Origin of the sequence: Leptospira weilii (genome assembly GCF_006874765.1) — a bacterium.
GTDB lineage: Bacteria > Spirochaetota > Leptospiria > Leptospirales > Leptospiraceae > Leptospira > Leptospira weilii.
Genome location: NZ_CP040840.1, coordinates 697,501 through 721,774, shown reverse-complemented (window position 1 = coordinate 721,774; position 24,274 = coordinate 697,501). Strand labels below are relative to the sequence as shown.

General features: G+C 42.8%; 20 protein-coding genes and 1 riboswitch (1 of these 21 cut by a window edge). Of the genes, 4 read left to right on the top strand and 16 right to left on the bottom strand.

Annotated elements, in window-relative coordinates:
- Position 1: 1 nt before the first annotated feature.
- Genes FHG67_RS03420 through FHG67_RS03410 form a run of 3 tightly spaced genes read right to left on the bottom strand, consistent with a single transcriptional unit; the run spans position 2 to position 4,048 of the window.
- Entirely contained in the window at positions 2-1,801 is a 1,800-nt protein-coding gene (locus FHG67_RS03420; RefSeq protein WP_004495476.1) for a TrkH family potassium uptake protein, read from the bottom strand.
- Entirely contained in the window at positions 1,801-2,694 is an 894-nt protein-coding gene (locus FHG67_RS03415) for a hypothetical protein (RefSeq protein WP_004502341.1), read from the bottom strand. Before FHG67_RS03415 ends, FHG67_RS03420 begins: the two co-directional genes overlap by 1 nt.
- A 58-nt stretch (positions 2,695-2,752) precedes the next feature.
- Positions 2,753-4,048 (bottom strand): amidohydrolase family protein, encoded by a 1,296-nt coding sequence (locus FHG67_RS03410; protein ID WP_004502320.1) that lies wholly within the window; start codon positions 4,046-4,048, stop codon positions 2,753-2,755.
- A gap of 335 nt (positions 4,049-4,383) precedes the next feature.
- Between FHG67_RS03410 and FHG67_RS03405 the strand changes: the two genes are divergently transcribed.
- Both FHG67_RS03405 and gmd read left to right on the top strand, forming a co-directional pair.
- Positions 4,384-5,757, top strand: a complete 1,374-nt coding sequence (locus tag FHG67_RS03405) for an MATE family efflux transporter (RefSeq protein ID WP_004502343.1) — start codon at positions 4,384-4,386, stop codon at positions 5,755-5,757.
- Between the two features lie 76 nt (positions 5,758-5,833).
- On the top strand, positions 5,834-6,856 hold the full coding sequence (gene gmd, locus FHG67_RS03400; protein ID WP_004495465.1) for a GDP-mannose 4,6-dehydratase: 1,023 nt from the start codon (positions 5,834-5,836) through the stop codon (positions 6,854-6,856).
- A gap of 1,242 nt (positions 6,857-8,098) precedes the next feature.
- Here the strand turns inward: gmd and FHG67_RS03395 are convergent.
- Positions 8,099-8,449, bottom strand: coding sequence for an Hpt domain-containing protein (locus FHG67_RS03395; protein ID WP_036075644.1), 351 nt, complete (start codon positions 8,447-8,449; stop codon positions 8,099-8,101).
- Positions 8,450-8,596: 147 nt separating this feature from the next.
- On the opposite strand from FHG67_RS03395, the gene lpxA reads away from it, so the two are divergent.
- Both lpxA and galE read left to right on the top strand, forming a co-directional pair.
- A complete protein-coding gene (gene lpxA / locus FHG67_RS03390) occupies positions 8,597-9,376 on the top strand; it encodes an acyl-ACP--UDP-N-acetylglucosamine O-acyltransferase (RefSeq protein WP_004495452.1) in 780 nt (259 codons plus the stop codon).
- On the top strand, positions 9,373-10,344 hold the full coding sequence (gene galE, locus FHG67_RS03385; RefSeq protein WP_004495474.1) for a UDP-glucose 4-epimerase GalE: 972 nt from the start codon (positions 9,373-9,375) through the stop codon (positions 10,342-10,344). Before lpxA ends, galE begins: the two co-directional genes overlap by 4 nt.
- Before the next feature lie 2 nt (positions 10,345-10,346).
- On the opposite strand, the gene FHG67_RS03380 is transcribed toward galE, so the two are convergent.
- The 12 genes from FHG67_RS03380 to FHG67_RS03330 all read right to left on the bottom strand — a co-directional run.
- Positions 10,347-11,090 carry a M15 family metallopeptidase gene (locus FHG67_RS03380; protein WP_004499195.1) on the bottom strand — a complete coding sequence of 248 codons (744 nt, stop codon included), beginning with the start codon at positions 11,088-11,090 and terminating at the stop codon, positions 10,347-10,349.
- A gap of 287 nt (positions 11,091-11,377) precedes the next feature.
- Entirely contained in the window at positions 11,378-11,548 is a 171-nt protein-coding gene (locus FHG67_RS21620; protein ID WP_004499186.1) for a hypothetical protein, read from the bottom strand.
- Positions 11,549-11,554: 6 nt separating this feature from the next.
- Entirely contained in the window at positions 11,555-13,018 is a 1,464-nt protein-coding gene (gene thiC / locus FHG67_RS03375; protein WP_002616171.1) for a phosphomethylpyrimidine synthase ThiC, read from the bottom strand.
- A 101-nt stretch (positions 13,019-13,119) separates the two neighbouring features.
- A riboswitch (TPP riboswitch) is annotated at positions 13,120-13,218 on the bottom strand.
- Between the two features lie 351 nt (positions 13,219-13,569).
- Positions 13,570-15,147 carry a hypothetical protein gene (locus FHG67_RS03370; protein WP_004499272.1) on the bottom strand — a complete coding sequence of 526 codons (1,578 nt, stop codon included), beginning with the start codon at positions 15,145-15,147 and terminating at the stop codon, positions 13,570-13,572.
- Positions 15,137-17,905: a transglycosylase domain-containing protein gene (locus FHG67_RS03365; RefSeq protein WP_039931217.1), complete on the bottom strand. Its 2,769-nt coding sequence runs from the start codon at positions 17,903-17,905 to the stop codon at positions 15,137-15,139. The genes FHG67_RS03370 and FHG67_RS03365 overlap by 11 nt, the downstream gene beginning before the upstream one ends.
- 45 nt (positions 17,906-17,950) lie before the next feature.
- A complete protein-coding gene (locus tag FHG67_RS03360; RefSeq protein ID WP_004502331.1) occupies positions 17,951-18,868 on the bottom strand; it encodes a ChaN family lipoprotein in 918 nt (305 codons plus the stop codon).
- 4 nt (positions 18,869-18,872) lie between these two features.
- Entirely contained in the window at positions 18,873-19,421 is a 549-nt protein-coding gene (locus FHG67_RS03355; RefSeq protein WP_004502332.1) for a glutathione peroxidase, read from the bottom strand.
- Positions 19,422-19,833: 412 nt separating this feature from the next.
- On the bottom strand, positions 19,834-22,014 hold the full coding sequence (gene recG / locus FHG67_RS03350) for an ATP-dependent DNA helicase RecG (protein WP_016761030.1): 2,181 nt from the start codon (positions 22,012-22,014) through the stop codon (positions 19,834-19,836).
- A complete protein-coding gene (locus FHG67_RS03345) occupies positions 21,995-22,417 on the bottom strand; it encodes a hypothetical protein (RefSeq protein ID WP_004495491.1) in 423 nt (140 codons plus the stop codon). Before FHG67_RS03345 ends, recG begins: the two co-directional genes overlap by 20 nt.
- Positions 22,414-23,091: a hypothetical protein gene (locus tag FHG67_RS03340; protein WP_002619135.1), complete on the bottom strand. Its 678-nt coding sequence runs from the start codon at positions 23,089-23,091 to the stop codon at positions 22,414-22,416. The genes FHG67_RS03345 and FHG67_RS03340 overlap by 4 nt, the downstream gene beginning before the upstream one ends.
- 2 nt (positions 23,092-23,093) lie before the next feature.
- Positions 23,094-24,095 carry a metallophosphoesterase family protein gene (locus FHG67_RS03335; RefSeq protein WP_002619143.1) on the bottom strand — a complete coding sequence of 334 codons (1,002 nt, stop codon included), beginning with the start codon at positions 24,093-24,095 and terminating at the stop codon, positions 23,094-23,096.
- Positions 24,096-24,208: 113 nt separating this feature from the next.
- Positions 24,209-24,274, bottom strand: partial view of a hypothetical protein gene (locus tag FHG67_RS03330; protein ID WP_004499276.1) — the 3' end only. Its footprint extends 624 nt past the window's final position; 66 of the gene's 690 nt are visible here — the last part of the coding sequence; the start codon falls outside the window, past its right edge; the stop codon is at positions 24,209-24,211.

The following is a 24,274-nucleotide window of genomic DNA, read 5'->3' as shown; positions in this document are numbered from 1 at the left end:
CTTAACCGACTATGATCGATTCTTCCGGAAATTTAAGTCCGGATTTTTTTTCTTTCGGAACCAAAGCGATCAGTATGGTTAACATTCCGACCCGACCGCAAAACATCATCAGACAAATCAAAATTTTTCCCGCCAAAGTCAAAGAGGACGTAATCCCTCTCGAAAGTCCCGCGGTTCCAAATGCGGATACTACTTCGTAACAGAGATCCAAGAACGCGGAATTTTCGGTGCATGTTAAAAAGAAAATTCCGCAAAAGATCAGAAATAAAGACACGAGAATTCCCGCAGACGCCCTGGAAGTGGAGCCGGAAGAAATTTTTCTTCCAAAAACTTCCACTTCTTCCTTGCCCCTAATATGATTGAACAGATGAAGTATAGCAACCGCAAGTGTCGTTGTTTTGATCCCGCCTCCTGTGCCGTTCGGAGAAGCTCCCACCCACATTAAAAAAAGGCTAACAAACACCATGGGCATTCCCATTTTAGAAACGTCTAATGTGTTAAAACCCGCGGTTCTAGTACTGATCGAATAAAAAAGAGAATGAAACATTCCATCCATTACGCTTAATCCCGAAAGAGTGCTATTCATTTCCAACACGTAATACGAAACCGTTCCGAACACAATCAAACCGGCCGATACGGTAAGAATCAACTTAGCTCCCAGTTCCATCCTTTTGGGATAATCTCCGATCTTCAACATCCAATGAATCAGATGATTCACCGTGGGAAACCCCAATCCCCCGAGCACGATCAGAACCATCACTATGGATAAAAATTCTTTTTGGTTCAACATCCAATCAGCTCCAAAACCCTGAGGGAACGTGGAAAAACCGGCGTTGCAAAAAGAACTCACCGAATGAAACAAAGAGTAAAAGATTTTATTTTTAAGATTCGTTTCATTTTGGTCAGGATAACAGACAAAGATCAACAAGACTCCCACCGCTTCTATGAGAAAAGTCTGAGCCGCCACCTGCTTTAAAACGGAAGAAGCTCGTCCCACACTTTCCTGACTAAATAGATCCTTGATCAGAAGTTTGTTTGTAACACTGACCTGCCCCGCCAAAAAGATCGCAAAAAAAACGGTAAGCGTCATAAGACCAAGTCCGCCGATTTGGATCAACAGCATCAGAATCGTCTGTCCCGTCCCGGTCAGTTGGGAAGCAACGGATATCGTACTCAAACCGGTAACACAAACCGCGCTTACGACAGTAAAAAAAACGTCTATCGTAGGAATTGGAACGGCTTGAGCTCTCGGTAAGGATAACGCGAGCGTTCCAAGTAGGATCAAAATTCCGAAACTTCCCGTGATAACCAAGGAAGGACTGATCTGTCTGTAATTCAGCAGTTCCGTTTTTCGGATCAATCGGGAAAAGTTACTGAATAGAAGAAATAGTTGACTCAAAGACAAAAAGGCCAAACTCGCGTCTTCTCCGCTTAAGGAATTTAAAGTGAGAAATTCATAGATTTCCTGACTGATGATCTCCTGGAATACGATCAGAAAAACTACGATCGCTTCCGTCTTGTGAGTTTTGAGATAACCAAACAGACTTCCGACTACGAAAATAAACGAAAGGACCTCATAAACGACTAAGGAAACGACAATTCCATTTACGAGTAATCGAATCCAGTGCGTCCATTCATGAGGATAATAAAATCCGTAGATTAAAATCAAAAGACAAAGAGAGATACTTCCGCAGATCGAGTAGTAAATTCTTAAAGGAGGATAAATTTTAGACTGATAAAAAAGGGCTACGTTGTACCAAACATTCGATAAATTGAATATAATCTCTTTGATGGGATTCATTAGAAGCTGACGTTAAAAAACGAAATCTCCAGTTTGTATTCTCTTCCCGGAATCCCGGAGGCGCCCGCATTGGGAATCGGCAGAAAATTTCCGAAGCCGAGAGAATCTGCGGATGTCGGTTCGACAGGAGGCGACTCGGGTTGATTCTCCTTTTTCATGGATTCGTACTCTTTCATATCGTGCCAAGCGTTTGCAAAAGCAAGACTCGTTCCGAAAGTAAAAATAAAAACGGAACCGCCGAACGTCTTTTGAAACTTATGCACACCTTGAACTTTTGCATTGGAAGCGATCGCGTACCCGAAACCGAGAGTGATCGGAAGAGTCATAAAGAAGATGATCGAAAAACGACGAAGCGTCGTTTCCGTATATTTTTCCTCCTCGTGAATCTGGTTTTGTTTTTTCTTTTTGTCGGCTTGTTGCGCCTGTCTTTGAAGAATCGCTTCCACGTTGATATTACCCGTAAGTGGATTGATCAGATTCTCTTGTTTTCTTTCCGTATTGGGATTTGCGGTTCTGCGTAAACCGCCGGTCGAAGGAAACGGAGTTTCGAAAGGAATCTGCACATTCTTAGGAGAAATCAAAGCCGGTTTTTTAAAAGCCGGAGGAACCGTATATTCCTGATAAACCTCTCTGGTCGGAGAATCCTTATAGTTTCTCAGGTTGAAATCGTAAGGATCAGAGAAGTCTGTCTGACTCTGAGAAAACAACAAATCCGGATTAAAAAAAGAAAGAATCAGAAAAGCGGCCGTAAGTTTGATACTCGCATCAAAACGAAACAAGACCGATCGTTTACAAAAATCAGAGGCAAAATTTCGAATTTCTTTGTGAGCATGCAAGACGTGGTTTCGAACGTAATTCGACAGATTCTTACGGATTTCCCATAAATTGAGCATGGTCTTTCTTCTAGAATCCCTTATGTATCAAGTCGAGGCAAGAATTTTTAGAGCCAAATCAAGAGGCGGATTTTCTTCCGCTTAAAATTTCGGAAGTGAATAAAAAAGAATTCTGTCTCACGGTTTCCAAGATCTCCGCACTAAGACCGATTCTGGCTGCCTTCGAATATTCTTCTTCGATTGTGGTTCCGAAAATTCCGGGATCGTCCGTAGAAATCGTGAATTTCATTTCGTTTTTTGCAAAACGAAGAATCGGATGCGATTTCGGATCGACAACCATTCCGATAAATTCGTTCGAACTCGGGCAAGACTCGATGACCGCATCGGTCCGTTTGATTTTGGAAATGCAATAATTTTGAAAGCCGACACACTCTTCCAAAAACGAAATATCCGTCTCCAATTCGACGACTTCTTTATGTTTGAGAGAATCGATTTCGTTTCCAATTTTTTCCCTCGAAGGAACTTCAAAGTAAGAATCCAGTTCCTCTTTTCGATCGTAATATAACTGAAGTTGATCCAATCTTTCCGATTTAGGTTCCGTAATTTTGTTCTTCATCTTTTCGAAAGGATCAAGCCCGAGAGCGATCGCGTGCCCAAGACGGTGCGCGCCCCACTCCGCTGATTCCAAAACCCATCTCGAAGCGGACAAAATCGATTTGTCTTGAAAGCTCTCTCCGACGTGATAAAGAATCGCAAGAGCCGTGTCCCTTTCCGCCTTGTTATCCTCCTCCACCGTCTTAAAAAATTTCTTTTTTTCTTTAGGGGGAAAACCCTCTTCTATATAACAAAAATCTAATCCTACCAAATAATCCCGGATCAAAGAGTTTTTTTCCATAAGATCCTTATAAATAGAATACTCCCTGAATACGTCTCCGTCCCTGTGCAAAGAGACCGCAAGTTTGGCAAATCCGCCCGTTTTTTCTTCTCCTCGCGCAAGTCCTTCGCAAGCGGCTAACGTTTTATCGTATATCCCCTGTTCCGTCTCCAAAGGAGAATACATCACTCTGTATTCTCCGTAAATCACACCCTGACGAAACTGATCTTCCACGATCCGTGTGGCGACTAACGCGATTTCGGCGGGATCGAATTTGGATAAGGCGATGATCAGATTGAATTTGGCCTGAAACTCGGGAAACGGACCACAATGATTAAACAGGTAAAGTCTGCGAAAAGAATCGGGATCTTTATAATCCTCGAAAAAAGTTTCCGTGGAAATTTTTTTACCGAAATATTGTTGATATGAGTTCGTAAAAATCTCCCAACGAGGAGAAGGATTGGATTTACCTATCTCGTAGAGAAATTCGGAAGTGATCGATCCGTAGAGGTGATTGTGAAGATCCGCGTATTGTTTCATAAATTCCTGCCGAGCGACCTGTAATACGACTCAAGCGCCGATTTGCCGAGGATAACATCGCTGAGCTGCGCCGAGTTTTTACTACGACAGTTTATAAATAGCCTAGCGCTGCAACTTACGGCGCAGTAACTCAATAAAGCTTTTTGTTCTGTAATTGTATTCAGGAAACAAATTTTGAGAATCGTTGTCCAATAGTTTCCGAAGCGATACGAGTTTTTGGACTCGAATACTTTCGTAAAATGAAATTTGGAATTTTTTACAAACAAAGTAAATCCGGAAAAAAGTTTTTGAAAAGGGATGGTTTTATTGTTTCTTCCTAAAAACTTGGAAGAACCGTGAGAACCTTACAGCATTTAGCTCATACCTTTTATAGGAACATTCGTCCGAGTCTTTTGAATTCCATGATCTTGAAACTCGCGGTACCCGTCGTGTTCGGAATGTTCAGTCAAACCGTAGTTTGGGTGACCGACACGATGATGGTAGGAAGACTCGGTAAAAATTCGATCGCCTCGATCGGAATCGGAGGGATTGCGCACTTTACTGTGCTTGCGTTTCTCATGGGATTTGCGATGGGAATTCAGGTTATCGTAGCGAGAAGATTCGGAGAAAAGAACGATTCCGAAATCGGTAAGATCGGAGTCACTACTTTGTACATCGTTCTTGTTTTTGGAGGTTTTTTATCGATCGGAGGAGCGGCAATCAGCGACTGGTTGATGAACCTTCTCAATAAAGACGAAATTGTAAAGGAACTTTCAAGCAAATATCTATACTTCCGTTTTCTGGGAACCGTCTTCTTTTTTCTACTCTTTACGACGAGGGCATTTACCGACGGGTTAGGGATCACGACCGCTGGCCTCGCGTCCATGATCATAACATGTTTTACGAATATATTTTTAAACTGGGTCCTGATCTACGGGAACTTAGGTTTTGATGCGATGGGTGTTAAAGGGGCGGCAATCGCGTCTTCTTTGGCCGGAGCCGCGGGTTTGTTCGCGTTTCCCTTCTACTTTTATTCAAGAGGTCTGGGGAAATATTTTTCCCACGCATCTTGGGCTTTCAGTTTTACTCACTTTCGGGAAATCTTAAAGACGAGCACCTCACCGGCGCTTGCGGAACTTCTCAATAACATTTCTTTTATGATCTTTACGGAGTTTGCAACAGTCGTTGGAACAACCGCATTAGCTGTAACCAATATGCTTTTTAGCACTCTCAGTCTTTCCTTTTTACCCGGATACGCGTTCGGGATTGCCGCGACCACGATTCTCGGCCAGGCGTTGGGAGCGGGGAAACCGAAGCTTGCGTATCACGGCGCGTTTCGATCCGCTTTTTTTGCGGCTTGTGTGATGGGAAGTATGGGCCTTGTTTTTATAGTTTGGGGGAAGGAGATGTTGTCCTTTTACACAAAGGATCTGGAGTTGATCGAGGAAGCGTATTCTCCTTTAGTCATCTTGGGAGTGATTCAGATCGTAGACGCTTACCACATGGTGATCGCTTGCGCCCTTCGGGGCGCGGGACTTCAAAACTTCGTTTTCCGTGCTTATACCGCGGCCTCTTATTTAGTGTTTCTTCCTTGCGCTTATTTTCTGGGAATTTATTCGGGAATGGGATCGACCGGATTGTGGTCCGGGATCGTGGCTTGGGTTTTGGTCCTCGCATCTGTGTTTATCGTTCGATTCCGCAGAAAGGATTGGGTTCACAATCAAGTTTGATCGCGCGGGAGTCCCCACATACGAGGGGTTTAAACTTTCTTGCCAGATCGGGTTTTCGGGTTTTCCTGGTCTGAAGATGAAAAAAGCACTCATAACCGGGATCACAGGACAGGACGGATCTTATCTAACGGAATTTCTACTTCTGAAAGGATATCAAGTTCACGGAATCGTCAGAAGGTCCAGTATGTTCAACCGGGCGAGAATTGAGCACCTTCGCGGGAACTCCAATTTAATTTTGCACTATGGGGATCTTACCGACTCAAGCAATCTAAATCGAATTTTGGAAAAAGTTTCACCGGACGAAATTTATAATCTCGCCGCTCAATCTCATGTGGGAGTTTCCTTTGAAGTTCCGGAATATACCGCGGAAGCCGACGCGGTGGGAACGCTTAGAATTTTAGACGCGATCAAACAGATCGGGGTGAAAAGCAGATTTTATCAGGCGTCCACATCCGAACTTTACGGAAAAGTGCAGGCAATTCCACAGACGGAAACAACCCCATTCTATCCAAGATCTCCCTATGCGGTCGCAAAGTTATACGCATATTGGGCGGTTGTAAATTACAGAGAGGCATTCGAAATCCACGCATCCAACGGAATCCTATTCAACCACGAATCCCCAAGACGAGGGGAAGGTTTTGTAACTAGAAAGATCACCATCGGAGTCGCCAATCTACTCGCGAAAAAAGGCGGACCGATTCAACTCGGAAACATGGATGCAAAAAGGGATTGGGGATACGCACCGGACTACGTCGAAATGATGTGGATGATGCTCCAGCAGCCCGAAGCGGACGACTATGTCGTGGCGACCAATGAAACACACACCGTAAGGGAGTTCGTGGAAAAATCCTTCGGATTCGCCGGAATTCAAGTACGTTGGGAAGGAAAAGGAGATTCCGAGAAAGGATTCGATGCAAAGTCCGGGCAACTTCTCGTGGAGGTGAATCCTAAATTCTATCGCCCGACCGAAGTCGATATTTTAATCGGCGATCCTTCGAAAGCAAAGAAAAAACTAGGTTGGGAGCCGAAAGTAAAATTCGAAGAACTCGTCAGGATCATGACCAAAGCGGATTGCGAATTGGTCGGAATAAAGCTCTAAAAACACATTCTAACTTTCGAATATAAACTCGAACAAATAGGACGAACTTTCTTATCTCACATATACATAATCCGACAAATCCGTTTAACCCGACCCGACTTTCTTTACGAAAAAATCACATGGGGACTTGCTAACCTTGAAAAGCCGCATTGAAAAAATTTCGGAGTAAGAAAAAATCCTAACTTTAACGTGAGCTTGGCGTAAGAAAGTTTGGGCGAATAAGAAACTAAAGCGTTGCTGCCGTTAACTCAGTAAAACGCTCTATGGATCGGCATAACTCAGCGGCTGCCTCTCTATGGATCGGCATAACTCAGCGGCTGCCTCTCTATGGATCGGCATAACTCAGCGGCTGCCTCTCTATGGATCGGCATAACTCAGCGGCTGCCTCTCTATGGATCGGCATAACTCAGCGGCTGCCTCTCTATGGATCGGCATAACTCAGCGGCTGCCTCTCTATGGATCGGCATAACTCAGCGGCTGCCTCTCTATGGATCGGCATAACTCAGCGGCTGCCTCTCTATGGATCGGCATAACTCAGCGGCTGCCTCTCTATGGATCGGCATAACTCAGCGGCTGCCTCTCTATGGATCGGCATAACTCAGCGGCTGCCTCTCTATGGATCGGCATAACTCAGCGGCTGCCTCTCTATGGATCGGCATAACTCAGCGGCTGCCTCTCTATGGATCGGCAGCCAGGTCATAACATAGAATCGCTTTCGCATTTCGTTATACCGAACTCACGTTAACTTTACAAAGAATTTTGGAACCATCAACTGCTCAACAGGATTGGAAAAATGAAATTACCTGCGGAACTCCACAGTATTTTAGATTTATAAATTGTCTTTTCATCGTTACTCATCTCTACATAATAGAGCGTCCAAACGCGGGATTTATGCTCAAATTTATTTTATAGGGATCGGTAAAATCCCGTGTAGTTAAACGATAAAGTTTATCAATGATACTTAGAATCTACGTTGAAACTAACTTACAATCTTCTACGACGAAGTGTTCGAGGATCATTAAAGAACATTAGAGTTGTTGAAAACTAATTCTCTATCCGTTTTTGCTTTATTGAAATGGATGTTTGAAGCGGTTTTGCTAATCTGAACCATAGAATTTTTCAACAACTGTATTGTATTACCGATCTCTACATAAAGGAGTACCGTCAATTTTAGCACAAATTCCCATTTAAAAACAAAATCTTGAGCACTCTATAATCTAGATAGTAGGCTTAAAGATGGAATTAAAAAATCCCAAATTTTTTCTTGAGTTCGTCTCTAGTTTGTTCCCAAACGACGGTCGTTTTTAAACTTAGAGCATAAGAACGATCTTGGTCTCCTGTTTTGAGAAATTGTTCCGCTTCCGTGACTAAGGTCCTTAAATCCTCTAAACCGAAATTAGCGGAAACCCCTTTGGTTTGATGAAGTTCGGCTTGAAGCTCTATGTCTTTTTTTTCTTCCGTGAAATGAACGATATTTTTGATTCGAATTTCCATATTTGTGAGAAGAGACTCAACCATTTCTTTAAGCCAAGCAATTTCATCCTCATCGTCACTCTGCTTCAGAGAATCCAATCTATTCCAGTCCACAAGCATATTTGTGACCTCGTTCAAAGTATTTCCTTTTTTCGCATTAAGAAAATCTACTCTCCAGTAAACATTACACTTGTTCAAGACATCTTTAAAAGCTTGAATAAAAAAGCCAAACCGATTTTTGTATTTTAGAGCCAAAGTGAGGTCTAAATGAAAATACATCCGACTGCCGTTATCGACCCGAAAACAGAATTACACGAATCGGTCGAAGTCGGTCCTTATTCCATTATCGAAGGACATGTTTCCATTCAAGAAGGTACCGTAATTGAAAGTCACGTAAAGATTTGCGCGGGTTCCGAGATCGGAAAATTCAACCGTTTTCATCAAGGCGCCGTAATTGGAGTAATGCCTCAGGATTTGGGATTTAACCAACAACTTTTAACTAGAACCGTAATCGGTGATCATAATATTTTTCGAGAATACTCGAATATTCATAAAGGAACCAAAGAGAATTCTCCGACTGTAATCGGTAACAAAAACTATTTTATGGGGAATTGTCACGTTGGTCACGATTGCATTCTAGGAAATAATAATATTCTCACGCACGGTTGTGTGTTAGCCGGTCACGTAACTTTGGGTAATTTTGTGTTTATTTCCGGTTTGGTAGCGGTTCATCAGTTTTGTTTTGTCGGAGACTACGCAATGGTCGCGGGGCTTGCGAAGATCGTTCAGGACGTTCCTCCCTATTCCACGGTCGACGGAAATCCGAGTACGGTAGTGGGCCTAAACAGCGTAGGTATGAAACGAGCCGGTTTTTCTCCGGAAGTAAGAAACATAATTAAACAGGCCTATAAAATCATCTATCATTCCGGAATGCCGACCAGAAAAGCCTTGGATGAATTGGAAGCTTCGGGCAACTTGATCGATGAAGTTAAGTATATTATAAAATTCTTTAGAGACAGCGATAGAGGAGTGATAAGTCACAGGTGAGATTACTAATTACGGGGGGCGCGGGTTACATCGGAAGTCACATAGTCGCGCTTCTTCTTGAAAAAAAACACGAACTTATAATCGTAGATAATCTTGAAAAAGGAAATGAAGCGAATCTTTTTTCGGGACCGGAACTGATTCAAGGAAATATTCAAGACGATTTCGTTTTAGAAAAAGCGTTTTCAAAACCGATCGACGCAGTTTTTCATTTCGCCGCGTGGAAAGCGGCGGGCGAATCGATGACAAATCCTTCCAAATACGCTCTGAACAATATAAACGGAACTCTTAAACTTCTCGCTTATATGGAAAAGGCGGGAACCAAGAAATTCATCTTTTCCTCGTCTGCGGCGGTTTACGGCTCTCCGCAATATCTCCCCATCGACGAAAAACATCCAGTTCATCCGGAAAATTATTACGGTTATACGAAACTCGCAATCGAACAGAACCTGAAATGGTACGAGTCTCTCAAAGGGTTCAATTTCGCTGCATTACGTTATTTTAATGCGGCAGGTTACGATCCCAAAGGAAGAATCCGGGGCCTGGAAAGAACTCCCGCAAACCTTCTTCCGATCATCATGGAAACCGCGGCGGGTATGAGAAACGAATTCGAAGTGTTCGGGACCGATTACGAAACTCCGGACGGAAGTTGTATTCGCGATTATATTCACGTAACCGACTTGGCAAAGGCTCATGTTTCAAGTCTCGAGTATCTCGATTCCGAAAAAAAATCTCTTACGGTCAATTTAGGGTCCGAAAAGGGTTATTCGGTTTTGGAAGTGATTCGCCTTGCGGAGGAGGTGGTCGGAAGACAAATCTCTCATAAAATTTCGGGGAGAAGAGCGGGAGATCCCGCGAAACTTTTGGCTTCTTCGGCAACGGCTCAGCGTTTATTGAAATGGACTCCGGAATATAGCGAAGCCAAAACTCTTCTCAAAACGATGTGGGACGTATATCAAAATCCGGCTTAAAGTCACCGAATCGATCTGCACTCCGAATTTACGGAAGCCACGTATTCAAAAGCAAGGTCTTGTAAAAATTCCCCTCCCGAAAATTTTTCTTTGAATTGAATTTTTCCCTCTTTAAACAATCGAACCCAGTCGTCTTGTAATTTGTTCGCGATCGGCGCGTAAGACCAATGCCATTTCTCCTCGTTGTAACCTTTGTTTCCTCTCGAAGTTTTCGGAGTATATGGTTGGCAGAAGCCGAACCGCTTTGCGTTCTTAAACATCCAGTTATAGAACTTTTCCCCCTTTCCGCCTTTTTGAAAATAAGAATTCTCTAATGCATTTAGGTCTATATCCGTTCCCCAATGATGTCTCGAAGTTCCGGGAGCGCTTGAAAATTCCAGGATCAAAGCAACGATTTCCCGGGAAGTCTTTCCTTTTACGGTTTCTCTCATTTTCCTTTTTCCGGAATATTTTTCCTCCCAAATTCTCTTCTGATCTTTAAAGGAACGAAAAGCAGATACGAGGAACGGTCTTTGTTTTTCTTCCGGATTTTCTCTTTGATAGGCTTGAATTAATTCCAAGAATTTTTCTAAAACCTCTTTTCTAAGATAATAAATTCTGCTTTCTCCCGGATTGGAATACGCGGTTAATATCGCTTCCTGTTTAAAGTCTCCAAGTACGTAGGCTTCGTTGGAAACGTTTCCCGTTTGAGAAAAAATCGCACTTTGAATAAAAAAGATCAAAATAGCGGAAAGTAAATTTTTCATACCTACTCGTCAAAATGTAAAACTCAAAGTCTCTTGCAATGGGTTTTTACTGGAAACCTTTCGTAAAATTTTGATACGATTCTTTTTTACCGACCATGGTCTATCCCAAAACCCTAAAAGAAATCAGTTCCGATCTTCGGTAAGTTTGTAACAAAATGCAGAAATTATTCCCTTTGAGCAATTTGTGTACTTTTAAATATTCTTTTTCGTCGTTAAATTTTCGTAGGAATTCCCACATTGGGACAGGTTTCATAACGAAGATTGAAGTATTTTAAAATGTGATGAATTCACTCTTGAGTCATTACCTTAAGATCAAAGAACTGCGTTTCCAGAAGAGGTCGGTATTTGAGGAAGAGATATTTCCAATGAAAAAATATTTCATCACTTTCCTGATTCTTTTTTCGATTACAAACTGTTATCTTGAACTTTCCCGCGCGCACCACTTTGGCTTCTTTCATTCCTTTCTACTGCGCAAACTTTCGGAGTTCTTGGGTCAGGTTCATGGAACAAAAATGAGGACCGCACATGGAACAGAAATGTGCGGTTTTCATTCGATCCTGCGGAAGAGTCTCGTCATGAAAGGACTTCGCGGTTTCGGGATCGAGGGAAAGCGCGAACTGATCCTCCCAACGAAATTCGAAACGGGCCTTGCTCAAAAGATTGTCCCGTTCGATCGCACCCGGATGTCCCTTTGCCAGATCTGCCGCGTGAGCCGCGATCTTATACGCAATCACTCCTTGTTTGACGTCTTCCTTATCGGGAAGTCCCAAGTGTTCTTTCGGAGTCACATAACAGAGCATAGCCGTTCCGAACCATCCGATCATCGCCGCACCGATCGCGGAAGTGATATGATCGTAACCCGGAGCGATATCTGTAACAAGAGGACCTAACGTGTAAAACGGAGCTTCTTGGCAAAGCTTCATCTGGAGATCGACATTCTCCTTGATGAGATGCATCGGAACGTGTCCCGGCCCTTCGATCATCACCTGAATGTCCTCTTCCCAAGCGCGTTTTGTCAATTCTCCGAGAGTTTCGAGTTCTCCGAATTGAGCTTTGTCGTTTGCATCCGCAATGGAACCGGGGCGCAATCCGTCTCCGAGAGAAAAGGAAACCCCGTATTTTTTCATCACCTTAAGAATTTCGTCGAAATGCGTATAAAGAAAATTCTCCTTATGATGCGCCAAACACCATTTTGCAAGAATCGATCCTCCTCTCGATACGATCCCGGTCACGCGGTTTGCGGTAAAAGGAATATAACGCAGAAGAACTCCGGCATGAATCGTAAAATAATCCACTCCTTGTTCGGCTTGTTCCTCCAAAGTATCTAAGAAAACCTGAATATTCAAATTCTCCGCTTTTCCTTTTACCTTTTCAAGAGCTTGATAGATCGGAACCGTTCCGATTGGCACGGGAGAATTTCTAAGAATCCATTCTCTCGTTTCGTGGATGTTTTTTCCGGTGGAAAGATCCATCACCGTGTCCGCGCCCCACTTGACCGCCCAATGCAATTTTTCGACTTCCTCTTCGATAGAGGAACCAAGCGCGGAATTTCCAATATTCGCATTGATCTTTACGAGAAAGTTTCTGCCGATGATCATCGGTTCAAGTTCGGGATGATTTCGATTGGAAGGAAGAATGGCGCGACCGCACGCGATTTCCGAACGAACGAACTCGGGATTCATATTCTCCCGAAGTGCCACATAACGCATCTCTTCGGTGATGATTCCCTTTCTCGCATAATGCATCTGAGAATGATTCAGGTCGAGGCGCGTCCGGATCCATTCTTTCCTTATTTTTGGAATTCCGTATTTATAATCGGAAGGTTCCTTATCAGAAAGCGCACCTTCCGTATGATACGATTGATATTCGGTCCCGTCTGTAAGACGAATCGTTTTCAGAGGAACTTGAAATGATTGAGCGGGTTCCATACTTTCTCCTGACCATGAAACTGAAGGGAGGACGTTAAAAACTAGAACCGGTTTGCAATCTTTTTTTGAAAATTCCCAGAGACCTCGAACAAAGATAGAATCGTTTGGTTGGTCCGTTTTCCTACGCAGGCCTTATCCCGATCAGGTTCCGGGGACTCTCTCAGAGGCTATTTTTATTAGCCCCACCCCCAACGGTTTCAAAAGCAAAATCGCATGACAAGAATTCGATGACAAGAATAAAAAAGCCGTTTCAATCAAATCGATCCATCGTAATGTTTGTGTCAGAACGTCAAAGCAATGTGGCAAAGTTAGAGTGAAAATCGCACAAGAGATCCCGATTGGAGCTTAGACAAGACTACATAACGGCGAATCCTCAATGCGATCGCTACCCTAGAAAGCATTGCACTAAATTCAGTAACGCATCCCTGCACAATAAAATTTATAAGACATATAAAATTATAATCCGAGCCGGGGAGATAGAAAAACACGGAAGAATTTTTCGGATTGGGACGAATCAGAATTATTTTATAGTTAGATAATACGGTTTGAAGTCAATTGGAGTCCAATATATTCACCGAAATATTTTTTAGATCGATCGAGTAAAACTTGTATTTCTTGTCGCCTGAAAATCCATCGATAAAAAAACGATTTAGAGATTTACGATATACTAAATTTAATATTTGAAAGGAGGTCTCTGCGCCGTCCGGATCCGCAAACACTGCCTGACCGGAAATCGGATTGTAAGCCGCGTTGGAAAGGATCAAACTCCATTCTTCCTGGCTGGATTCGAATAGCGGAGTCGCGAGGATTACATCTGTGGAAAGTTCAGAATAAGGAACGCAGTTCTGAGGTTGTATTAGATCTTTCTTAAATAAGCTGGAACGATTGGATTTACACAGAAACTGAGGCACGGCGGACAGGAAGAACGTACCTTCTTTTTTGCGATAATCCCAAAAAGGAGTTGGATCCTTTTCACCGGAAAACAGTTTTTCATCCAGAAGTTTTCCGTAAGTCGAAGCGGATTCGTTCGAATTATCCGTATCCGGTTCTTCGGTTTTATCGGAGATTTTTTTTCCCAAAAAGTATTCGAATACCGGATCGGGAATATCGTTGTTTAATATTTTTATGGCTTTTAAAAATCCCTGACCCGGATGTGTATTTTCAAAATTCTTAAAGCAGACTCTGGATAAAAGTTCTTCCGATTCGTCCCCCGGGAAAAAACTTTTTGTAAGATACGAACAGGCTTCTTGTTTTCTTCCCGAAATCAAGAGAGTCTTTGCGGTTTCGATTGCGCTTCGATCTTTGTTCGCATAAGAACCGCTCATCCAAAAATACCTCGCGGAAGAGTCGTATTTTCCCAAGTTTCTAAGAAATTTTCCGTAGAGATACAAAAGATCCGATTTGCCTTCTTCGTTTAACGATTTCAGTCTGCCTCCGGAATAGATTCTTTTATAAGCACTTCCTCTACCGGAATGAAGGGTGAAGCTGATGCGCAAAGCCAAAGAGGTTTGGGGATTGAGAACTCCTTTCATCTCACCGAAAGCGTGAATTTTTTCCCAACCGTCGTAATCGCCCGTTTTAATTTTTACCGCATAACAAGCCTTATAGAGAGGGGCGTTCTCTTTTTTGGAAAGAATTTTGAATAAGAAAGGCATTTCTTGAACCACGGCGGGCTCGGGAGTTTGCATCGAAGAGGTTCCCATGGAAACGGATTCCTCTTCGGATTGAGACGGGTTTGTTTCTTGAAAGTATATGTCCGGATTAGAAATCGGCTTATTACAACCGGAAATGACGGAAACGAGTGCGGAAGGGTTTACGTTTAAACCGTCTGCGAGTTCGCTAACAATTGAGGGATATCTTCCTTTTTTATCCGTGATTTTTCCCGAACGAATCATGATTAAGATCGCGGGAACATATTTGCGGTATTTCTCGTAGAGGAAAAAAAGTCTGGAAGACGCCGTTTTACGGATATCGGACTTTTGAGATGTCCGAAGAAGTTCCTCGTACAAAGGAATCGAAAACAGGGGGTCCTCTTTTTCCATCATATAAGCTTCCTCATACGAGACTGGATACGCGCTTGAGATAGAAATTAAGAATATTATAATAAAAGAAATATCTTTAAAATACATTTCGAAGGACTTCCCGTTTTACGTTCGTTCCGTGATTAAGAGGGCAAATTTCGGATGGCACGGTCCCGTTTTTAAAAAGTTCCTTTCGGGGATGTTTACAGGAAGGTCCGGGAAGTTTACCTGATTCTTCGCAAACAGTTATGCTTATCGCGTGTTCGGTAACCGGATACTTTCTTTTGTCGTCTTCCGCGGCTTCGAAAGTTTTTGCGACCGATCCCCAAAGAGGAGCGGCTACGGTTCCGCCTAACGCGGACGATCCTAGGCCGTAACTCGGGTCGTCGTAGCCGAGCCAGATTGCCATTGACATTCCCGGTTTTACTCCCACGAACCAGTTGTCCCTGTTATCGTTTGTGGTTCCCGTTTTACCGGCAACTTCCCCTCTATATCCGGTGCTTCTCACTCCTGCCGAATTTGCGCTTCCGTGAAGAAGGTCGATCATGATTTCCGCGACTTGGGAAGATAACACCTTTCTTTCTTCCGGGACTTTTAATCCGAATTCGTCTGCGGACTTTCTTTCGTAAACGATCTTACCGGATCGATCCGTGATTTTTTGAATCAAATAAGGGCGTTTGATCGTTCCATCGTTCGCAAATGCGGAATACGCAAGCGCCATTTCCAGAGGAGAAATTTCCAAAGAACCGAGTGCAAGAGAAAGATCTCCTCTGAATCTAGACTGAAGTACTTTCGGATCAGGAAAGAAATACTTTTGAAAAAAGTCTTGAATTTTTGAAATTCCCAACTTTTCTGCGATCTGAACCGCAGCCGTATTTTTGGACTTTGCTAAAGCATGTCTAACGCTGATATCTCCGTCGTATTGATTTCCTATATTTTCCGGCATCCAGTTTCCGGTTTGATTTCTATAAATCAAAGGGGCGTCCAAAATTCTGGAAGAAGCGTTGATGAGTTCGGTCTCGATCGCGGCGGAATATAAAATTGGTTTAATGGACGAACCCGTCTGACGTTTCATAGCGGTAGTTCTGTCCAATTGATTGTCGGCTTTGAACTCCGAACCGCCGTGCATCAATAGAATTTCTCCCGTGGCAGGGTCAACAGCGACTAACGCAACTTGCAGACCGGACTCGCTTGCTCCGCCGAAAGAGTCCGTATCGATGAAAAGTTCGAGCGCCGGTGAAATGTCCTGAACGTATTTTCGAAAGACCGCCGTTTCGCTGGAATTCTTGTTGTCCGTAAGTTTTGTTTTGCGAACGAGCCCGTTCTTCTGAATGTTGTCCAAATAATTTTTTACGATCTTCGAGAGTTCCGCTTGAACCGGTTCCGCAATTGTGGTGTAGATTGAAAAACCGCCGGTTTCATAGATATTGGAATCCGGGTATAAGGAATTCAAAAATTTACGTACGTGTTCCGTCACATACGGAGAATCATCTTTTCGATTTCCGAACACCGTCTCACCCGGCGATCTCATATGAAATGAAAGATAAATCTCATCCAGTTTCGACTTCGGATTTTCTTTTAAAATTTCTTCTTTTCGAAAAGAATGAACGATTGCGTTTACGCGTTGTCTGGATAGATCCGGATTTTTCAAAGGCGAAAAACGATTCGGAGCCGAAGCCAAGGACGCGAGGACGATCATTTCCTCCGTGTCGAGTTCGGAAGGAGTCTTTCTGAAATAGAATTCGGCCGCGCTCGCAAATCCGAAGGCTCCGTGGCCCAAGTATACATTATTCAGATAATATAAGAATATTTGCTTTTTCTCATATGTATATTCCAAGGCAAAGGCGAGCTGAGCCTCTTTGATTTTTCGGACGAGACTTTTCTCGCGGTCGTCCAGTAAAATTCTCGCGAGCTGTTGGGTAATTGTAGAAGCCCCTTGTTTAAAGCGGAAACTCGTGACGTTCACAAAAATAGCGCGAAGAACGGACATGTAGTTGATTCCGCTATGAGAAAAAAACTTTCTATCTTCTACCAAAAGAACGATTTTTTTCAGGTTTTCCGGATAAGCGTCCCATTCCAGGTTGCTCGTTTTTTTCGCGAAAATTTCAGACACCTTTTTCCCATCTCGATCGTAGATTACTGAAGGTTGATGGTTGTAAAAAAGAGAAATCATTTCCTTAAGTTCCGATTCTCGAGTAATCACCCCTACCCAAAAAAGTATCATCCCGACAAGAAACAAAGAAATGATCGCACCCGCGAAAAGTAAGACTACATTCGGAAGTTGGAAACGACGACCGCCGATTTGCTCTCTCAGTCTCTCGGCGAGAGTTTTAATTCGGGGTTGTCCATTGTCTTCGATCTGGCGCCGAACTGTGAAAAACGGCTTTTTTTCGAATGAAGTCTTTTCCCTTCGAAGGAATCGCTTGTCTTCCGAAGTCACCGCCGATGAAAGAGCTGGCTTTGGGCCTTTCGGTATATTCCGAAATTTTTGTATGAGTTCCCTCATTTTCCCATTCAGATAAGTCTGAAATTGAGAAAGAAAATTCCAAATTTTTTCTAGGATTGCAGGGCCGGTAGATTCAAAACCAGTTTGAGGAGGAGCTTGAAAGTGGGGAGTTCCAGCATCTTTGGGCTGTCTCGAATGAGGTAGGATTTCATCGGAGGGGAAAATTGACTTTATATGAGACGAGGTCGAAGCAGAGGGCGGTTTTGGAATGTCCGTTTTTACGAGAACCTTGTGACCGCACTGATAGCAGGTTAATCTGAAAATGGAACCCGTAGGAACTCCTTCCGGCAAACGAGAAGTCGTTCCGCATTCGGGGCACAAAAATCGAGAACTTCTAAGGGTTTGAATTCCCGTTTCCATCATCCCCTTAATTGTCGGAGAACCCTAGAGTTCCAGACAAGTACTTTAATTCTCTTTTTTTCTCCTTTCCGTAATTACGGTAAAATCGCAACCCTTGAGTATTTCAGTTGGAATTTTGCTACCCTCCTTCAAAGGGAACATGGAAATCGAAAGGGTTTTAAATCCAAGTTTACGCAGTCTATAAACGACGCCAAAACCCTCATCGCTGTGAAAGCGACCGTTGATATGAATCACCTTACGTCCTTTTGTCAAAAACGCATTCGCGATCGAGTCAGTCATTCCCGCATCCCAAAGATATTGGGCATCCACAAATTTTTTTTCGGTGTTCGCGTCTAAATTTATGCCCGGATGTTCTTTGAGGGTGTTTTTAATTTTAGTTTCGTAATCTTCCTGAGAGAGAGTACGAACGAGATATTTAGGAGGCAGAAAAACGGAACGAATCTTAAACAACGCTTCGAGTCCGGAAGAAGAAACCAGATTCACGTATTTTCTAGGTACGTTGGATGCGAGAACCGGAACCCGGTGTTCCTTTGCAAACCGTATAAAAGGATGATAGTCTCTTAAATAGTTGGGCCAAAGTGTTAGGGAATTTAAAAAAGCCTTCTCTCCGATCTGACCGTTTAAATATTCGTCTAAGGTTTTTTGTTGGTCCCTTTCCAACATTTCCAAAGAAAGGATTACGGGAGTTTTTAAAGCAATTTTCCTAAACCAATCTAGGCGAATTTTATGACCGATCATATCGTCATGTTCTTCTCCAAATATTAATATATCATAATTTTCAAATTCTTTTAAAACAGTTTCGAAATCAATCGTTGTCTCGGTCGGCCCTTTTTGGATGGAAAACGGAAGCGCACCTTCCTCGTTCTCAAGTTTACTTTCGGGAAAGGCTAAACTATCTTCCGAACAAAAGATCAATAAAATCGCAAAAAAACAGGCTCTTAAATAATGATTTTTCAAAACCAAAAACCTATTTCAAAAGAGACTCGATTTTTTGGGCTACGACCGAAGCGTCCGGTTCCACCGCGGAACGATATCTCGCTTCGACTTTTCCTTCCTTTGAAATCAGAAACTTTTCAAAGTTCCATTCTATCTCTCCGGGATTCGGAGAATTTTCGATCAGATAAGAATACAGAGGATGCTGGCCTTTTCCTTTGACGGAAATTTTCGACATCATATCAAAACTGGCGCCTTTTTGGATTCTGCAAAAGGTTTCAATTTCCTGATCGGTTCCAGGCTCTTGGCTTCCGAAATTATTGGCCGGAAAACCAACTACGACGAATCCCTGACTCTTGTATTTTTTATAAACTTTTTCAAGATTATCGTATTGATAAGTATAACCGCATTTAGAAGCTACGTTAACCACCATTACTACTTTCCCCTTGTATTTGGAAAGGGATATGTCGTTACCTTTGATGTCCTTTACTTTAAAATCGTAAAAACTTTCCTTTGCGAAAGCTCCGGCTAGCGGAAAAAGAATCCCTAGGATAAAAAACAAAATAGAAATTTTTGTCTGCATAAATTTTAACCTTCTCCTATGGATTAAAATCATAATTTACGTTTGCTTCAATCGTTTTTCAAAAAACTGAAATTACCTTTTTGTAATTATCGAGGAAGAATCGGGTTTTATATTTTTAAGTTTATTACTCATCTCTACATAATAGAGTGTCTAAAATTCCGCGTCCAAACGTGAGATTCGTGTTTAAACTAACGATACTCTATTTTATAGCGATCGGTAGAGTCATTGAAAAATTAATTCTCCATCCGTTTCTACTTCACTGAAACGGACGATTGCAGCGGTTTTGTTGATCCCACAATTGAATTTTAATTTGTTTTCATAGATTATCGCTTCGAATTTCCACTAAACGATATTCGTCTATCTTCCAAACTTGAAGACATTGGGGAAGTTTAAGTCCATTCGCTTACAACAACTAATTCGAAAATAAAAGTCTACCTTCGCTGAATCTTCCTCGAATTTCCTCTTTTTCCAAATCTCCCGGATTTCCGAACAAGGTCGCATCTTCTCGGGTCAATTCGATCAGTTTGGAATCTTTTCTTAAATCCGCGATTTTAAAATCGGGAAGACCGCTTTGACGAACTCCCATCAATTCTCCCGGTCCCCGAAGTTGAAGATCGATTTCGGATAACGCAAATCCGTCGGAGAAGTTTACCATCGCATCCAATCTAACTTTCGCGTCTTCGGTAACCTTAGAGTCCGTCATGAGAATACAAAAACTTTCCTGATCTCCGCGGCCGACCCGCCCCCTCAACTGATGCAATTGAGAAATTCCAAAACGATCCGCGTGTTCGATGACCATCACTGTGGCATTGGGAACGTCGATCCCGACTTCGATCACGGTCGTGGATACGAGAATCTGAATTCTGTTTTTGGAGAATTCCTGCATTACTCGATCTTTTTCTTCGATTTCCATTTTTCCGTGAACGAGCCCTACTTCGAAGTCGGAAAAAACCTCGTGTTTCAAATGTTCGTAAGCTTCGATGCAAGATTTGAGATCCACTTTTTCCGATTCTTCCACCAAAGGATAAACGATGTAGCACTGCCTTCCCGAAGAAACATATTTGCGAATGGATTTATAAACCCCTTCTCTTCGATCTTCCTGAAACCATTTCGTCTGGATCGGCATCCTACCTTTGGGTTTGGATCGAATCGTTAGCAAATCCAAATCTCCGTATAGGGTAAGACAGAGAGTTCTCGGAATCGGAGTTGCAGTCATCGCGAGAATGTCCGGATTTTTGCCCTTGGAACGAAGAGTTTCCCTTTGATCGACCCCGAATTTATGCTGTTCATCAACGATCACCAGGCCCAGTTCGGAGAAGCGAACGTCTTCTTGAAAGACACTGTGAGTGCCAATCACGAATAACGTATCCCCTTTTTTGATTCTATAGAGTTTTTCGTATCGATTTTTTTTAGGTTCTTTACCGACGAGAAGTTCGATCCCTAAAAACGGCATATTTCCCAAAAAGGAAAGAACGGTTTGATAGTGTTGTCTTGCGAGGATTTCGGTGGGCGCCACCATACAAACCTGAACCTGATTGTCCATATAACGCAAAGCCGTCAAAAGAGCGACTAACGTTTTTCCGGAACCTACGTCACCCTGCAACAGTACGGCAATTGGCTGGTCTTTTTTTGTCATGTCTTTGATCTTTTGAAGAGCGGAATTTTGATCTTCCGTAAGCTGAAAAGGAAGGTTTTTTCGAACCGAGTCGGCCGTTTCCGATTCCGGCAAAGGCCAAAGAACTCGTTTGATTTTTTCCCTCTCTTTCTTTTTGTGTTCGATCAGAAGATTGAAATAGAATAACTCCTCGTATTTGAGTCTGTACTTCGCGGCATCCAAAGAAATTTCGTCTGTCGGAAAGTGAATCTCGCGGTAAGATTCCTCTCTTGGAATCAAATTTCTTCGTTTAACGATTTCGTTCGGAAGGATTTCGGAGATTCCGCCTTTCAATCTTTCCAGGGCCGAGTAAAGAATTTTACGAAACCCTCTAGAATCCAATCCTTGCGATTTTAGAGCTTCCCCCGAAGAATACAAAGGAATGATCCTTCCCGCGTGGATCATCTCCGGAAGCTCCGCCAATTCCTCCTCCGGTTCCTGCTGTTGACTTTTCTTTTTGAGATTTGCGGAATTTATCGCATAAGTCGGTTTGATCGCGCCCGCCAGAATCTCATAATCGGGATGAATCAGCTGAAACCCTCGAAAGTATTCAAGCTTACCTGTGACAACTAACGTTGTTCCCGGTTGAAAAATTTTCTGAAAAAAACTCACTCCCCGAAAGAACACGATCGAAATCCTTTCGTTGTTCTTCGTTTTAGTTCCGACTACGAGCCTCGACTTCTTTCCGTGGGCCAGATAGGCGTCTATGACTTCCACGATCAAGGTTACGGTTTCTCCCGTTTTCAAAAAAACATTGTCTGTAAGATTACGATCTAAATATCTTCTCGGAAAAAAATTCAAAAGATCCTGAAGGGTATAAATTCCTATGGACGCAAGCGCCGCGGCCTTGGAAGCCCCAACCCCTTTGATAACCGTCACAGGTAAAAGAAGTTCGTTTTTTACGTTTGTGTTTTCCGTTTTAGAGACCGAGTTCTTCATCCTTGATTTCAGTCGGAGTCCGTTCCGGATATTGATTTTGCGAATTTACGCTTCGAGTCTCGGAAGATGTTTCCTCGTTTAAGCCGAGGTAACAATATCTGCATCCGTAAATTCTAGCGTGTCGTTTAATGCCCGGAGAAGACGGCTCTGCAATCACGGCATATAAATATTCCATTTTTTGCAAGTATTTTCCGCAGACCGGACAAATTCTGGGTTTAGGAAGATTGGGATCCCAATTTTTACCGTAGACTTTTTTAGGATCGCCGTATTCCTTCGAGACTCCGTTTTGTGCGTCTCTTTTCTTTTCGGCGTTGTCGATCCTTCTCGTATCCACGGAATAGAGAAGATGAAAAAAAACAGCGGCCACTCCCAAACATAATACGACAGTTAAAAATCCGGTCATTGTTTCAGATAGTCCTTGATTTTTGCGGCCATCGTGGGCGGGAGACCGATACCTTTATCCTGCAAACGGTGGGAATACTTGTGAAACGAATATGTATGTTGGGAGGTTTGAACAATCCCGTCGAAACAATTTTCGATGGATCCTTCCAAGGATCGACTCAAAGAGATGTTGGAAGCGATCTGAAGTTCGTATTTTCGCAAAAGCCTACGATTGACTCCTCTACAAATCGAACGATAAAAGCAGAATCGAATCACAAGCTCCGAATCGGATTGTCCGTTGAGAATGTCCTCTTCGAGTTGATTGAGATTGATGCAGTCCACGATTTCGAGCTTATACGCGACCGTATTGTGTTCGTAGGTCACCAGGTTCATAAACAGATGTTTGAATAGGGAGATCTTATAACAATCCTCCATACCGCACTCGCCCATTTTCGAATTCTCGCATTGGGTGTACATCACAATATCCGTATCGGATTCGGCGGTCGCTTGACCGAAATTAAGAGATCCTAAAATGTCGAACGCTACCACGTCCCCTCCGAAATTGATCAATCTGGAGAATTTTTTAAAGTCTTCGATTCTTTCCCGAGATATGGTGGTTTCGTGGGATCGAAAATATCTTTTTAAACCGGTGAATTTTTGGATGGTAGGATTGTTTTTAAAACCTGAGATCGTCATTGTCAGACTCTCACAAAATCTTCCGCCGACACCTCAGAATCTTGGTTCAAAAACGTAACCGAAGGAGTATTCCCCTTACAATCGACATCCATTAAGAGGCGAATTTTGTGATCCACAAGTCTATTCAATTTTACGGTTTCTACAAGCCCGTTTTCTAAAAATATTTCGGAGAAAAACCCGCCCGGTTGAAATCCGAAGACCGAATCGACCGCGCCAAAGTTAGAAGGATTTAAGAAAACGGTTTTTCCCTTTTTGATAATACCTTGATCTTCGTGGACATGCCCCGAAACCACAAGCATGGGATTGTATTCGTCCAAGTATCTTCGAATTCCTTGGGAACCCACATTTCCGTAATTAGGAATTTTATCCAAAAATCCATAGGCGGGATTGTGAATGACGACTATATCCGGTTGTTCCTCTTTGAAAAAATCTTCCGGTTCGCTGTAACTCTTTCCGTTACGATTGTATTCGTGAAACTTAACGGCTAACTTCTCCGGAATTCCGGAAGTGAGAATCGGAGCGCCTCCGTAACCCGCAAACTTATACCCGTCCTGTTCGAAAGTTTTTCTGTGGACGTCTCTCTCATACAAGGCGCTGTATTGAAGATCGATATCGTAGTTGCCCGGAAGAACTCTTACGGGGGCGCGGGAATATTTTTGAATGAGGATTTCGATAAGTTCGTATTTTTCCTTCATCGTCTTTGCCGCTTGATGAAAGAGGGTTCTGTATTCTTTAGATTTTTCTACTATATCCGGATTGTGTTTTTCGGGAAAACGAATCGCTCTTGTAGCATAATCATACGCGTTGATTTCTTCTTTTTGATCCTTGGAGATTCGATACATTTCCTCCTGGATAGTACAGAATTCAATGATCCGGTCGGTGCTAAAGAACGCTTTATAAATGATGTCCCCGGAAAAGAGATATAGATCGGCCGTCGTTTGCTGAAGAATTTCCTTCAAGCCCCTAAGACCGTCATGGATATCAGTCAGATAGATGATTTTCATTTCAATCGACCCGGAGCGTTACCGTCTCCTTTGCGCTACAGTCTCATTTTAAAAAAGAGAACCTGTACACTCAGTTTAGAAATAGCTTATGGAATGTCCAACCTTTCTAAAGATTAGTCTCTCCATAGAAGAAGAAGGGTGTCCTGATTTTCGGAAATCGGTTCGATTCGAATGTATTC